This is a genomic window from Pseudomonas sp. SWRI22 (genome assembly GCF_014268395.2).
GTDB lineage: Bacteria > Pseudomonadota > Gammaproteobacteria > Pseudomonadales > Pseudomonadaceae > Aquipseudomonas > Aquipseudomonas paracarnis.
In genome coordinates this window covers 3,180,004-3,191,789 of the sequence record NZ_JABWQK020000001.1, presented here as the reverse complement: position 1 = coordinate 3,191,789, position 11,786 = coordinate 3,180,004, and the positions used below count along the sequence as shown (strand labels likewise).

The 11,786-nt window shown below is 60.7% G+C and carries 14 protein-coding genes; 10 read left to right on the top strand and 4 right to left on the bottom strand.

All coding sequences use genetic code 11. From position 1 onward, the window contains the following. Positions 1–159 precede the first annotated feature (159 nt). Positions 160–804: an orotate phosphoribosyltransferase gene (gene pyrE, locus HU730_RS13975; RefSeq protein WP_057975296.1), complete on the bottom strand. Its 645-nt coding sequence runs from the start codon at positions 802–804 to the stop codon at positions 160–162. An 82-nt stretch (positions 805–886) separates the two neighbouring features. Here pyrE and HU730_RS13970 point away from each other — a divergent pair, with 82 nt between their 5' ends. Continuing rightward, a complete protein-coding gene (locus HU730_RS13970; protein ID WP_003195493.1) occupies positions 887–1,666 on the top strand; it encodes an exodeoxyribonuclease III in 780 nt (259 codons plus the stop codon). A gap of 59 nt (positions 1,667–1,725) precedes the next feature. On the opposite strand, the gene HU730_RS13965 is transcribed toward HU730_RS13970, so the two are convergent. Together HU730_RS13965 and rph are read right to left on the bottom strand one after the other, a co-directional pair. Continuing rightward, a complete protein-coding gene (locus HU730_RS13965) occupies positions 1,726–2,094 on the bottom strand; it encodes a DUF4870 domain-containing protein (RefSeq protein ID WP_003195495.1) in 369 nt (122 codons plus the stop codon). Positions 2,095–2,115: 21 nt separating this feature from the next. Continuing rightward, entirely contained in the window at positions 2,116–2,838 is a 723-nt protein-coding gene (gene rph / locus HU730_RS13960; RefSeq protein ID WP_003195497.1) for a ribonuclease PH, read from the bottom strand. Between the two features lie 287 nt (positions 2,839–3,125). Here rph and HU730_RS13955 point away from each other — a divergent pair, with 287 nt between their 5' ends. The 6 genes from HU730_RS13955 (at position 3,126) to HU730_RS13930 (ending at position 8,419) form a co-directional block, all read left to right on the top strand. After that, entirely contained in the window at positions 3,126–3,989 is an 864-nt protein-coding gene (locus HU730_RS13955) for a YicC/YloC family endoribonuclease (RefSeq protein ID WP_003195504.1), read from the top strand. A 10-nt stretch (positions 3,990–3,999) separates the two neighbouring features. After that, a complete protein-coding gene (gene gmk / locus HU730_RS13950; protein ID WP_019818119.1) occupies positions 4,000–4,620 on the top strand; it encodes a guanylate kinase in 621 nt (206 codons plus the stop codon). Between the two features lie 167 nt (positions 4,621–4,787). Beyond that, positions 4,788–5,051 carry a DNA-directed RNA polymerase subunit omega gene (gene rpoZ, locus HU730_RS13945; RefSeq protein WP_003195508.1) on the top strand — a complete coding sequence of 88 codons (264 nt, stop codon included), beginning with the start codon at positions 4,788–4,790 and terminating at the stop codon, positions 5,049–5,051. A gap of 60 nt (positions 5,052–5,111) precedes the next feature. After that, entirely contained in the window at positions 5,112–7,217 is a 2,106-nt protein-coding gene (gene spoT / locus HU730_RS13940) for a bifunctional GTP diphosphokinase/guanosine-3',5'-bis pyrophosphate 3'-pyrophosphohydrolase (RefSeq protein WP_003195510.1), read from the top strand. A 24-nt stretch (positions 7,218–7,241) separates the two neighbouring features. Then, positions 7,242–7,622: a RidA family protein gene (locus HU730_RS13935; RefSeq protein ID WP_003176922.1), complete on the top strand. Its 381-nt coding sequence runs from the start codon at positions 7,242–7,244 to the stop codon at positions 7,620–7,622. Between the two features lie 56 nt (positions 7,623–7,678). Continuing rightward, on the top strand, positions 7,679–8,419 hold the full coding sequence (locus tag HU730_RS13930) for a hypothetical protein (RefSeq protein ID WP_060763899.1): 741 nt from the start codon (positions 7,679–7,681) through the stop codon (positions 8,417–8,419). 126 nt (positions 8,420–8,545) lie between these two features. Here HU730_RS13930 and HU730_RS13925 read toward each other — a convergent pair whose 3' ends face one another. After that, positions 8,546–9,397 (bottom strand): SDR family oxidoreductase, encoded by an 852-nt coding sequence (locus HU730_RS13925; protein ID WP_186527255.1) that lies wholly within the window; start codon positions 9,395–9,397, stop codon positions 8,546–8,548. 188 nt (positions 9,398–9,585) lie between these two features. Here HU730_RS13925 and exbB point away from each other — a divergent pair, with 188 nt between their 5' ends. From exbB to HU730_RS13910, 3 genes are read left to right on the top strand one after another with little or no spacing between them, the layout of a single operon-like run. Then, positions 9,586–10,569 (top strand): tonB-system energizer ExbB, encoded by a 984-nt coding sequence (gene exbB, locus HU730_RS13920; RefSeq protein ID WP_034129097.1) that lies wholly within the window; start codon positions 9,586–9,588, stop codon positions 10,567–10,569. 6 nt (positions 10,570–10,575) lie between these two features. Then, complete coding sequence (gene exbD / locus HU730_RS13915; RefSeq protein WP_003195519.1) at positions 10,576–11,001, top strand: TonB system transport protein ExbD; 426 nt, start codon at positions 10,576–10,578, stop codon at positions 10,999–11,001. Beyond that, a complete protein-coding gene (locus tag HU730_RS13910; protein WP_003195521.1) occupies positions 10,998–11,744 on the top strand; it encodes an energy transducer TonB in 747 nt (248 codons plus the stop codon). Before exbD ends, HU730_RS13910 begins: the two co-directional genes overlap by 4 nt. Positions 11,745–11,786 lie beyond the last annotated feature (42 nt).

Genomic DNA, 11,786 nt, shown 5'->3' with positions numbered 1-11,786 from the left:
CAAAGCAAAAGGCCCCGCTCAATTGAATTGAGCGGGGCCTTTGTTTGTACACAGTTCAAATGTGGGAGCTGGCTTGCCTGCGATGACGACAGTACATGCAAAAATGCACCGCCTGACACACCGCTATCGCGGGCAAGCCCGCTCCCACAGGATTCAGTGTCAGACGCCGAACTGCTCGCGGTATGCACGCACAGCCGGCAAATGTTGCTTGAGCTGCGAGTCATCTTCCAGGAACTGCAACACCTGGTTCAACGACACGATGCTCACCACCGGAATGCCGAAGTCACGCTCCACTTCCTGGATCGCCGACAACTCACCGTTGCCACGCTCCTGGCGGTTCAAGGCGATCAACACACCGGCAGCCTTGGCGCCGTCCTGGGAAGCGATGATCTGCATCACTTCACGGATAGCAGTACCCGCGGTGATCACGTCATCGATGATCAGCACATCGCCGGTCAATGGCGCGCCTACCAGGCTGCCACCTTCACCATGGGCCTTGGCTTCCTTACGGTTGAAACACCACGGCAAGTCCTGCCCGTGATGCTCCGCCAGGGCTACCGCCGTCGCCGCTGCCAGGGGAATACCCTTGTAGGCCGGGCCAAAGAGTACGTCGAAGGAAATACCGCTCTCAACGATGGCTGCCGCATAGAAACGGCCCAGCTGAGCCAGGGCCGAACCTGAGTTGAACAGGCCCGCATTGAAGAAGTACGGGCTGGTGCGCCCGGACTTGAGGGTGAACTCACCGAAGCGTAAAACGCCGCGATCGATGGCAAAACGAATGAAATCGCGCTGATACGCCTGCATGAAAAAAGCCTCAGATACCACGGATTTAGCTAATTGGGTGGACGGCGTGTATCATACACGCACGCGATTTTTGGGGCCATTTATGCGGATCATCAGTGTGAACGTTAATGGTATTCAGGCTGCAGTCGAGCGTGGTTTGCTCAGTTGGCTGCAAGCACAGAATGCCGACGTCATCTGCCTGCAGGACACCCGTGCCTCCGCCTTTGAACTGGACGACCCAGCCTTCCAACTGGATGGCTACTTCCTTTATGCCTGCGATGCCGAAGTGCCCACCCAAGGTGGCGTGGCTTTGTACTCGCGGTTGCAACCCAAGGCGGTCATCAGCGGCCTCGGCTTCGAGACAGCCGACCGCTACGGGCGTTACCTGCAAGCCGATTTCGACAAGGTCAGCATCGCGACCTTGCTGCTACCTTCCGGGCAGAACGGCGATGAAGACTTGAACCAGAAATTCAAGCTAATGGACGATTTCGCCCGTTACCTGGATAAGCAGCGACGCAAACGTCGCGAGTACATTTATTGTGGCTCGCTGTACGTGGCGCAACAGAAACTGGATATCAAGAACTGGCGCGACAGCCAGCAATCCCCGGGCTTCCTGGCGCCAGAACGCGCCTGGATGGACGAGATTGTCGGCAACATGGGCTATGTCGATGCCCTGCGTGAAGTCAGCCGCGAAGGCGACCAGTACAGCTGGTGGCCAGATAACGAACAGGCTGAGATGCTCAACCTGGGCTGGCGTTTCGACTACCAGCTGCTGACCCCAGGTCTGCGCCGGTTCGTACGCAGTGCACGCCTGCCGCGCCAGCCGCGCTTCTCGCAGCACGCGCCGCTGATCGTGGACTACGACTGGACATTGACCATCTGAGGTCTTTTTCCAGGCACAAAAAAACCGACAGTGATGTCGGTTTTTTTGTGGCCGCCCGGTTACTTGACCAGGCGCCAGGTCCACGGATAGCGATAGGCAATGCCTTTGTTGGCCTTGATACCGGCGATGATCGTCAGTATCAACGCACCAATCACCAGCACGGTCATCAGCAAGAAGCCAACGACCACGAAGCCCAGCAACAGGCACACCAGCCAGGCGATCGCCACGGTGATCTGGAAATTCAGCGCCTCCTTGCCCTGGTCATCGATGAGCGGGTCCATGTCCTTCTTGAACTGCCACAGGATCAACGGCCCCAGCAAGCTGCCGAAGGGGAATACCAACCCCAGGAATGCCGCAAAATGACACAACATTGCCCACTGGCGTACTTCCTTGGACGGTGCCGGAACCGGCAACTGGCTGTCATTCATGGCGTTTCTCCTTGGGCCGGCTCAGTCAGCCAGCGCGGCGTTCTGCAATTCAAAGATTTCGGTCATGCCTTTCTGGGCCAAGGCCAGCATGGCGTTCAGCTCAGCCGGCTGGAATGGCGCGCCTTCGGCAGTGCCCTGCACTTCAATGAAACCACCGGTGCTGGTCATGACCACGTTGAGGTCGGTCTCGGCGGCCGAGTCCTCCAGGTAGTCCAGGTCCAGCACAGGCTCGCCCTGGTACATGCCAACAGACACAGCGGCGATCATCTGCTTGAGCGGGTCACCCGCTTTCAGGCCGCCACGCTTCTTGATGACTTTCAAAGCGTCGACCAGGGCCACCATGGCGCCGGTGATGGACGCCGTGCGGGTACCGCCGTCAGCCTGGATCACGTCGCAGTCGACGTAGAGGGTGACGTCACCCAGCTTGGACATATCCAGGGCGGCACGCAGGGAGCGGCCGATCAGGCGCTGGATTTCCAGGGTACGCCCGCCTTGCTTGCCACGGCTGGCTTCACGCTGGTTACGCTCGCCAGTGGCGCGCGGCAGCATGCCGTATTCAGCGGTCAACCAACCCTGGCCCTGGCCCTTGAGGAAGCGCGGCACGCCGTTTTCGACGCTGACAGTGCAGATGACCTTGGTATCGCCAAACTCGACCAGTACGGATCCCTCGGCGTGTTTGGTGTAGTTGCGGGTGATGCGGATCGAGCGGAGCTGATCGGCAGCGCGACCACTTGGACGTTTCATAGGGGATACCTGTACTGAGGACGAAAAACTGCCGACCATTATAGAGCCGCAAGCCGGTTCGGGGCACTTCTAAAAAATCCGGTTACCAATGCCCGGGTTTGGGCACCCCCCTCCCACTGCGCTACAATCCTGCGCCTCCAGACTGTAGGAGCGAGCCTGCTCGCGAAAAACGCCAACAATTACGGGGGCTTCCTGATTCAGCGCGGCGCCCTTGCGTTCTTCGCGAGCAAACTCGCTCCTACAGGTCGGCCTGGCCAATTTCTATTTATCCAACGCGAGGTACCTCCATGGTCCACAGCATGACCGCCTTCGCCCGTGTCGAAAAAGCCGGGGCCCAAGGCACCCTCAGCTGGGAACTGCGCTCGGTCAACAGCCGTTACCTGGAGCCGCACCTGCGCCTGCCAGAGTCATTCCGCGACCTTGAAGGTGCCGTGCGTGAAGCGCTGCGCCAGGGCATCTCCCGCGGCAAGCTGGAATGCACCCTGCGCTTTACCGAAGAAACCACCGGCAAGCCGCTGCAGGTCGACCGAGACCGCGCCGCCCAACTGGTGGCCGCGGCCGAAACCATCGCCGGCCTGATCAAACAGCCGGCCGCATTGAACCCTCTGGAAGTATTGGCCTGGCCCGGCGTGCTGGTGGCCGACGCGGCAGACCCTCAGGCCTTGAATGCCGAAGCCCTCGCCCTGTTCAACCAGGGCCTGAAGGAGCTCAAGGCCGGCCGTGAACGCGAAGGCGCCGAACTGGCGCGCCTGATCAACGAGCGGCTGACCTCGATCGAAGCCGACGTAGTGACCCTGCGCGAATTGGTACCGCAGATGCTCGCCACCCAGCGCCAGAAGGTCCTCGACCGCTTCACCGACATGAAGGCCGACCTCGATCCGACGCGCCTGGAACAGGAAATGGTCCTGCTCGCGCAGAAGAGCGACGTGGCCGAAGAACTTGACCGCCTGAGCACCCATATCCTTGAAGTGCGCCGCGTACTCAAGTCCGGCGGTGCCGCCGGTCGGCGCCTGGACTTCCTGATGCAGGAACTCAACCGCGAAGCCAATACACTGGGCTCCAAAGCGTTCGACCCGCGCAGCACCACGGCGGCGGTCAACCTCAAAGTGTTGATCGAGCAAATGCGCGAACAAGTACAGAATATTGAGTAAGGCACCCTCCATGACCCACAGCACCGGCACCCTTTACATCATTTCCGCCCCTTCGGGCGCGGGCAAGAGCAGCCTGGTCAAGGCCTTGACCGACGCTGACGAGCAGATCCGCATTTCGGTCTCGCACACCACCCGCGCCATGCGCCCGGGCGAAGTGGACGGCGTGCACTATCACTTCGTCGAGCGTACCGAGTTCGTCAAGATGATCGAACACGGTGACTTCCTGGAGCGCGCCGAAGTGTTCGGCAACCTCTACGGCACCTCGCAGAGCCACCTGCAACAGACCCTGGACGAAGGCCACGACCTGATCCTGGAGATCGACTGGCAGGGCGCCGAACAAGTGCGCCAGCTGATGCCCAAGGCGCGCTCCATCTTCATCCTGCCGCCATCGCTCCAAGCCCTGCACCAACGCCTGACCAACCGCGGCCAGGACAGCGATGAGATCATCGAGGGCCGCATGCGTGAAGCCGTCAGCGAGATGAGCCACTACGTCGACTACGACTACCTGATCATCAATGACGACTTTACCCACGCCCTGGATGATTTGAAGGCGATTTTCCGCGCCAACCAACTGCAGCAAAAGCGCCAACAGCAGCGTTTCGGCAAATTACTCGCCGAATTGCTCGGCTGATTGACTCTTCCCAAAACAGCTGCAAGGGCCTTACATTGGCACTTGCAGCGGTTTTGCGAAGGCCTGCGAAAAATCAGCGCTTCCCTAAACGCTGGTGATTTTTTAAACTGCTCAGTCCGCTCGCCCAACCGGGCAGCGCGCATCTTGCATTCGCTCCGAGGAATACCATGGCCCGCGTAACCGTTGAAGACTGCCTAGAACACGTGGATAACCGCTTTGAGCTGGTCATGCTCTCTACCAAGCGTGCCCGTCAACTGGCCACTGGCGGCAAAGAGCCTCTGGTCCAGTGGGAAAACGACAAGCCTACCGTTGTAGCCCTGCGTGAAATCGCTGAAGGCCTGATGAGCTACGAGTTCATCGCCAACGCCGAAATCGTTGAAGACGAACCGCTGTTTGCAGCGTTCGAAGGCGAGTCCAACGAGGACGTCTAAGCCTATGCCTGGTCGACGTAGCACGGCGCGGGGTCACAGCCATCGGCAGGAGTTCACACTTTGCCGAGCATAGACGCCCTCGCCGATCGCTTATCGGCCTACCTCGGCGCAGACCAGGTCAACCTGGTTCGCCGAGCGTATTTCTACGCCGAACAAGCCCACGACGGCCAACGCCGACGTAGCGGCGAGGCGTATGTCACCCATCCTCTTGCGGTGGCCAATATTCTTGCCGACATGCACATGGACCATCAGAGCCTGATGGCCGCGATGCTGCATGACGTGATCGAAGACACCGGCATTGCCAAGGAAGCGCTCAGTGCGCAATTTGGCGAAACCGTGGCCGAACTGGTCGATGGGGTCAGCAAGCTGACCCAGATGAACTTCGAGACCAAGGCCGAAGCCCAGGCGGAAAACTTCCAGAAGATGGCCATGGCCATGGCCCGAGACATTCGGGTGATCCTGGTCAAGCTGGCCGACCGGCTGCACAACATGCGCACGCTGGAAGTGCTGTCCGGCGAAAAGCGCCGGCGCATCGCCAAGGAAACCCTGGAAATCTATGCGCCCATCGCCAACCGGCTGGGCATGCACGCCATTCGTATCGAATTCGAAGACCTGGGCTTCAAGGCCATGCACCCCATGCGTTCGGCGCGCATCTACCAGGCGGTGAAGCGCGCACGGGGCAACCGCAAGGAAATCGTCAACAAGATCGAAGAGTCCCTGAGCCATTGCCTGGCGATTGATGAAATCGAGGGCGAGGTCAGCGGCCGGCAGAAGCACATCTACGGCATCTACAAAAAGATGCGCGGCAAGCGTCGGGCCTTCAACGAGATCATGGACGTCTATGCGTTCCGGATCATCGTCGACAAGGTCGATACCTGCTACCGCGTACTGGGAGCTGTACATAATTTGTACAAGCCCCTGCCGGGCCGCTTCAAGGACTACATCGCAATTCCCAAGGCCAACGGCTACCAGTCGCTGCATACCACCCTGTTTGGCATGCACGGCGTGCCGATCGAGATCCAGATCCGCACCCGCGAAATGGAAGAAATGGCCAACAACGGCATTGCCGCCCACTGGCTGTACAAGTCCAGCGGTGACGAGCAGCCCAAAGGCACCCATGCCCGTGCGCGCCAATGGGTCAAGGGCGTGCTGGAAATGCAGCAACGTGCCGGCAACTCCCTGGAATTTATCGAAAGCGTGAAGATCGACCTGTTCCCGGACGAGGTCTACGTGTTCACGCCCAAAGGCCGGATCATGGAGCTGCCCAAAGGCTCCACGGCGGTCGACTTTGCCTACGCGGTGCACACCGATGTCGGCAACAGCTGCATCGCCTGTCGCATCAACCGGCGCCTGGCACCGCTGTCCGAACCGCTGCAAAGCGGTTCCACGGTGGAGATCGTCAGCGCACCGGGCGCTCGCCCGAACCCGGCCTGGCTCAACTTTGTGGTCACCGGCAAGGCACGTACGCATATTCGCCACGCGCTGAAATTGCAGCGCCGCTCCGAATCCATCAGCCTGGGCGAACGCCTGCTGAACAAGGTGCTCAACGGCTTCGACAGCGCCCTGGACAAGATTCCGCAAGAGCGCGTGCAAGCGATGCTCCACGAGTACCGCCAGGAAACCATCGAAGACCTGCTGGAAGATATCGGCCTGGGCAACCGCATGGCCTACGTGGTTGCGCGCCGCCTGCTGGGCGAAGGCGAACAGTTGCCGAGCCCCGAAGGCCCACTGGCGATTCGCGGCACCGAGGGCCTGGTGCTCAGCTACGCCAAATGTTGCACGCCGATCCCGGGCGACCCGATTGTCGGCCACTTGTCCGCCGGCAAAGGCATGGTGGTGCACCTGGACAACTGCCGCAACATCACCGAAATCCGCCACAACCCGGAAAAATGCATCCAGCTCTCGTGGGCCAAGGATGTCACCGGCGAATTCAACGTCGAGCTGCGGGTGGAGTTGGAACACCAGCGCGGCCTCATCGCCCTGCTGGCCAGCAGCGTCAACGCCGCCGACGGCAATATCGAGAAAATCAGCATGGACGAACGCGATGGTCGCATCAGCGTGGTCCAACTGGTGGTCAGCGTGCACGACCGCGTGCACCTGGCCCGCGTGATCAAAAAATTGCGCGCCTTGACCGGTGTGATCCGCATCACCCGCATGCGTGCATAACCGATCCATTACAAGGAGTCATTCATGACCAAGACAGTTATCACCAGCGATAAAGCTCCAGCCGCCATCGGCACTTATTCCCAGGCGATCAAGGCGGGCAACACCGTCTACATGTCCGGCCAGATCCCGCTGGACCCAAAGACCATGGAACTGGTTGAAGGCTTCGAAGCCCAGACCGTGCAGGTCTTTGAAAACCTCAAGTCCGTGGCTGAAGCTGCCGGTGGTTCGTTCAAGGACATCGTCAAGCTGAACATCTTCCTCACCGACCTCAGCCACTTTGCCAAGGTCAACGAGATCATGGGCAAGTACTTCGAACAACCTTACCCAGCCCGCGCCGCCATCGGCGTCGCCGCCCTGCCAAAGGGCGCACAGGTTGAGATGGACGCCATTCTGGTCATCGAGTAAAACACCCGGCGCAGCCCAAACAGGCTGCGCCGACTTCGTTTCAGAAGGATTTCGTAATGCGCAAAGCGCTTGTAGCCTCCTCGTTGCTCGCCCTGTTGCTCGGCGGCTGTGCCAGCAACCCCGCCGACCTGGATGTAAGCGGTACCTGGATCAACCAGGCCGCCATCGACGCGGCAGCCAAGGGCGGCCCTTTGCGTGAAGCCCTGCAGTCCTATGGCCCCAACCTCGAGTGGGAGGTCAACACCAAGGCTTTGCAGGCGCGCTACTACAACGGTTTTGAAGTGGCGGAAGGCAAGTTGTCGGGTGAAAAGCCCGGCGCGTGGAGCGTGGACTTCTATGGCAGCTCAGCCACCGAACTCAAGCGCAAAGGCAAGCAACTGCTGCAAGTGGCCAACGACAATGAGCCCGAACAGCTGTTTGCCCGCGCCAAAGAACCCGCACCGGAAGGCGCGCCACTGGGCGCCACCTTCGAGCGCGCGTTGTATGCGGCCTATATGGGCGGCGACTGGAAGATCAGCGACGGCACCGGCAGCGGTGCCACGGTGCAGTTCCAGGCAGACGGCAAGGTCGCCGGCCTGCCGGGGGTTGATCGCTATTCACTCTGCCTGGCAGGCGATTGCGCCTCCATGAGCGGCGGCTACGACAGCATCTGGCTGCAACTGGACGGCCAGGGCAACCCATGGATCTTCACGCGCAAGGGTAAGCAACTGGAGATCTTCCAGGCGATCAATACCGCGCAGGCCGATGAAGTGCCTTCGTTTACGCCAGGCCCTCGCCAATGGTTGCTTGAGAAGTAATAAAAGCCCCGCCCAAATCCAAATGTGGGAGCTGGCTTGCCTGCGATGACGGTATTACATCCAACAAAGATGTGATTGATATACCGCTATCGCAGGCAAGCCAGCTCCCACATTTTTTGCCGCGCTTCAGCCTTTCAGAATCGCCGCATAGCCTTCCCGGTAAGTCGGGTATGTCGGCGTCCAGCCAAGCGCCTTGATACGTGCATTACTGCACTGCTTGCTCCCCGCACGCCGCACACTGGCGTCCTCGGCCCATTCGGTCACACCCAGGTACTCGCGCAACCACGCCACCACCTCGGCCAGTGGTGCCGGTGCATCGTCAACGCCGATATAGACCTTGTCCAGCGAACCGCCCTTCTCCACATGCCGCAGCAAAAAGGCGAGCAGGCCCGCGGCGTCATCGGCGTGGATACGGTTGCCATACAACGGCGGGTCAACCGCTACGCGATAGCCTTGGCGAACCTGAGTGAGCAGCCATTCCCGACCCGGGCCGTAAATCCCGGTCAGTCGCACGATGGTCGCTGGAATACCGCTGTTGAGCGCCACCTGTTCAGCTTCCAGCATCACCTGCCCGGAATAGCCCTTCGCTTGCGTCTCGGACGTTTCGTCGACCCACTCGCCGTTTTGCTGCCCATACACACTGCTGCTGGAGACAAACAGCAAATGCTTGGGCGTCTGGCCGTAGTCTTCCAACCACTCCAACACATGCTGCAACCCTTGCACGTAGGCGGCGCGATAGCCGGCCTCGTCGTGGTCGGTGGCAGCGGCGCAGTACACCAGATAATCCACCCCGCCGATCGGCCAGGTGTCCGGGCAGTCCTTTTTGAACAGGTCGCCGGCGATGCCGATCACCCCGTCGGGCAGGCGCGAAATATCGCGGCGCAGGCCGCGAACCTCCCATTCCGAGGCCAGCAATTGGCTAGCCAGCCGACTACCCACATCACCGCAACCGGCAATCACAACAGAAGGCACAGACATCACAAAACTCCATTCTCAAAGGCGCAGATTAGCCGCGCGAGTGGATCAACGGCCAGTAAAAAGCGAAATAAAGTAACAGTGCCACTTTAGTTAACAAGAATTACTTGCAATAATAACCGCCCATTTGTCCTCGACCCTAAATGGTCTGGAAGGACGATCACCCATTTTTTCTCTCAGGTCCGGCCAGCATGACACGTCATACAACCCCCGCTTCGCCAACCAAGCTTCACAGCCCCTCCCGCGCCTGGCGTGCGATTGCTGCGATGCTGTTCAGCGTATTGCTGGCACCGACCGCCGCATTCGCTGACGCCACTGCCCCAGCCGCTCCGGCAGCTGCCGAGCAAAATGCCGCTACTGCGGCAACGCCTGCCGTCGCGCCAGTGGCCACCGACCCGGCCCAGGCCGCCGGCGCCGCCGCACCTGCCGACGAAACCGGCGTGGTGCTGGAAGAAGACAACACCCTGGGCATGGCCCACGACTTGTCGCCATGGGGCATGTACCAGAATGCTGACGTGGTGGTGAAAGCCGTAATGATCGGCCTGGCCATTGCCTCGATCATCACCTGGACCATCTGGATTGCCAAAGGCTTCGAGCTGTTGGGCGCCAAGCGTCGTCTGCGCGCTGAAATCGTCCACCTGAAAAAAGCCACCACCCTCAAGGAAGCGAGCGAAACCGCGACCAAGAAGGGCACCCTGGCCAACCTGCTGGTGCACGACGCACTGGAAGAAATGCGCCTGTCGGCCAACACCCGTGAAAAAGAAGGCATCAAGGAGCGCGTCAGCTTCCGCCTTGAGCGCCTGGTGGCCGCCTGCGGCCGTAACATGAGCAGCGGCACCGGCGTACTCGCTACCATCGGTTCCACCGCACCCTTCGTCGGCCTGTTCGGTACCGTGTGGGGCATCATGAACAGCTTCATCGGTATCGCCAAAACCCAGACCACCAACCTCGCCGTCGTTGCCCCCGGCATCGCCGAAGCCCTGCTGGCTACCGCCCTGGGCCTGGTTGCCGCAATTCCTGCGGTGGTCATCTACAACGTCTTCGCCCGTTCGATCGCCGGCTACAAGGCTCAGGTATCGGATGCGTCTGCAGAAGTCCTGTTGCTCGTCAGCCGTGACCTCGATCACCTGCCTACCGAGCGCAGCTCGCAACCGCACATGGTGAAAGTGGGGTAATCGGCCATGGGCCTGCATTTGAATCAAGGCGACGACGAACTCGTCGAGAACCACGAAATCAACGTCACGCCGTTTATCGACGTGATGCTGGTGCTGCTGATCATCTTCATGGTGGCGGCACCGCTGGCAACCGTGGACATCAAGGTGGACCTGCCCGCGTCCAGCGCCAAGCCGGCGCCGCGGCCGGAAAAACCGATCTTCCTCAGCGTCAAGGCGGACCAACGCCTGTTCCTGGGCGAAGAAGAGGTCAAGGCTGAAACCCTGGGGCCGGTGCTGGATGCCAAGACCCAAGGCAAGAAAGACACGACCATCTTCTTCCAGGCCGACAAAGGCGTGGACTACGGCGACCTGATGAGCGTGATGGATGCCCTGCGGGCAGCCGGCTACCTCAAGGTAGGCCTGGTCGGACTTGAGACGGCAGCCAAGAAATGATCACGACGCGCCACAAACTGACGCGTTATGGCACCAGCCTCGCCGTCGTGCTGGGCGTGCATGCCGTCGCGATCATCATCGCGCTCCAATGGTCCGCGCCGCAGGCGATCCAGCTGCCACCCGCCGCCATGGTCATCGACCTGGCGCCGCTGCCAGCACCGCCGCCGCCTCCAGCACCGCCCAAGGTCGTTGCGCCGCCGCCGCCACCGGTCGAAGAGCTGCCCCTGCCGAAGCTGGCCGAGGCGCCCAAGCCAACGATCCAGGTGCCCAAGCCGGTCAAGCCCAAGCCCAAGCCACAACCGCCAAAACCGGTGGAGAAGAAGCCCGAGCCGCCCAAGGAGAAACCTTCCGAGGAGCCGCCGAGCGAAACGCCGCCGAGCAACGCACCTGCGCAGAAGTCCGCCCAGCCTACGCCGGGCCCGTCGGCACAGCAGCTGGCCGCCCAGGCATCCTGGCAAAGCACGTTGCTGGCGCATCTGCAGAAGTACAAGAAGTACCCGCCCGGCGCCCAACGCAGTGGCAAGGAAGGTATGAACCGCTTGCGCTTCGTGGTCGATGGCGAAGGTAATGTGCTGTCCTACGAACTGGAAGGCCGCTCCGGCAACGCCGACCTGGACCGTGCAACCCTTGAGATGATCCGCAAGGCTCAGCCGCTACCCAAGCCACCGGCAGACCTGTTGAAAAACGGCAGCGTCGAACTGGTCGCGCCGTTCGTCTACAACATCGACAAGCGTCGCCGCTGAGAGAGCACTGTGGGAGGGACTTGCTCCCTCCCACATTCGCTT

Bases quoted from the DNA above. Each gene is read 5' to 3' on its own strand.
- HU730_RS13925 (WP_186527255.1), bottom strand. From the start codon at position 9,397: ATGTCTGTGCCTTCTGTTGTGATTGCCGGTTGCGGTGATGTGGGTAGT.
- HU730_RS13910 (WP_003195521.1), top strand. From the start codon at position 10,998: ATGATCACGACGCGCCACAAACTGACGCGTTATGGCACCAGCCTCGCC.
- HU730_RS13935 (WP_003176922.1), top strand. From the start codon at position 7,242: ATGACCAAGACAGTTATCACCAGCGATAAAGCTCCAGCCGCCATCGGC.
- pyrE (WP_057975296.1), bottom strand. From the start codon at position 804: ATGCAGGCGTATCAGCGCGATTTCATTCGTTTTGCCATCGATCGCGGC.
- HU730_RS13970 (WP_003195493.1), top strand. From the start codon at position 887: ATGCGGATCATCAGTGTGAACGTTAATGGTATTCAGGCTGCAGTCGAG.
- exbB (WP_034129097.1), top strand. From the start codon at position 9,586: ATGACACGTCATACAACCCCCGCTTCGCCAACCAAGCTTCACAGCCCC.
- HU730_RS13965 (WP_003195495.1), bottom strand. From the start codon at position 2,094: ATGAATGACAGCCAGTTGCCGGTTCCGGCACCGTCCAAGGAAGTACGC.
- rph (WP_003195497.1), bottom strand. From the start codon at position 2,838: ATGAAACGTCCAAGTGGTCGCGCTGCCGATCAGCTCCGCTCGATCCGC.
- exbD (WP_003195519.1), top strand. From the start codon at position 10,576: ATGGGCCTGCATTTGAATCAAGGCGACGACGAACTCGTCGAGAACCAC.
- rpoZ (WP_003195508.1), top strand. From the start codon at position 4,788: ATGGCCCGCGTAACCGTTGAAGACTGCCTAGAACACGTGGATAACCGC.
- HU730_RS13955 (WP_003195504.1), top strand. From the start codon at position 3,126: ATGGTCCACAGCATGACCGCCTTCGCCCGTGTCGAAAAAGCCGGGGCC.
- gmk (WP_019818119.1), top strand. From the start codon at position 4,000: ATGACCCACAGCACCGGCACCCTTTACATCATTTCCGCCCCTTCGGGC.
- HU730_RS13930 (WP_060763899.1), top strand. From the start codon at position 7,679: ATGCGCAAAGCGCTTGTAGCCTCCTCGTTGCTCGCCCTGTTGCTCGGC.